Source organism: Lichenihabitans sp. Uapishka_5, assembly GCF_033947565.1.
In the GTDB taxonomy this organism is placed as follows: domain Bacteria; phylum Pseudomonadota; class Alphaproteobacteria; order Rhizobiales; family Beijerinckiaceae; genus Lichenihabitans.
The window spans coordinates 1-824 of sequence record NZ_JARPVX010000217.1; the positions used below are offsets into that span (position 1 = coordinate 1).

Below are 824 nucleotides of genomic sequence, written 5' to 3' on the forward strand. Positions count from 1 at the left end.
GCACGTCAGACCGCGCCGCCTGACTGCCGCGTCACCCAAATTCCCGCGTAGCTCGATGCTGGGTCACCACCGGCGCTACCTCCGGCACGTCGATCTGTTCGGAAAGGCTGACGAGTTCGGCTGGAAGATCCCCATGCAGGGGCCCGCCACAGCACGCACAGCGGTCGGGACGATGCTCGACCAGCGTATTGGGGGCGTCGCTCAGCACGCGGCTATGACCTTCGTGGCCCGGCTTGGCACCACCGGGCTTGGATTGCTCCCGTCGCTCCTTGCGGTCGGTTGCGGGCGGCTTCGACGACGTGCGCGAGGTCTTCTCCGGGCGCTGCAGCCGCAGCACCAGTTCGATCAGCTCCTCGCGGCTCAGCCGCTCAAGATCGCTTCGGCCCATTCCACGAGGGAATCAGCGAAATCCGACCCGCGCAAGGGGGTGGGTAATTACGCTGGCGCAGATCAGCGTGCCTTTCCACCCCGCCGCATGACGACGTATCGCAGGCACGCGCCCGATTTCACTGACCAGCCCACCGAGAGCAAAGGGCACGGCGAAAGAACTTTGCAGCGGCGGCGTCAAGGGGAACAAGCGGGCGAGCACGAGCGTGGCAACCGACAAAACAAACAAAGCCCAGCCTTCGAAGCGCAGCTTCGCCCAGGCGAAGGCCAGCAGCGGCAAGGTGAGATAGAAGACCCATTCGTAGACCAGCGTCCAATGCACGCCAGCATCGATCAGGTTGGTGGCGGGATAGCCGGCGATGTCCGACGCTTGAAAGAACACCTGGGATTGACCCGATTCAGTGGACAGTTTTGGAGCTTGCGGGTTAGGGCTCGAT

Annotated in this window: 1 protein-coding gene and 1 pseudogene; both read right to left on the bottom strand. The window is 63.8% G+C overall.

The genetic code is table 11. From position 1 onward, the window contains the following. Nucleotides 1–52: 52 nt before the first annotated feature. A pseudogene (locus tag P7D22_RS23275) lies at nucleotides 53–388 on the bottom strand (IS66 family transposase zinc-finger binding domain-containing protein); the annotation flags it as partial. A 12-nt stretch (nucleotides 389–400) separates the two neighbouring features. Further along, a partial coding sequence (locus P7D22_RS23280) for a hypothetical protein (RefSeq protein ID WP_319936615.1) occupies nucleotides 401–824 on the bottom strand: 424 nt, incomplete at its 5' end.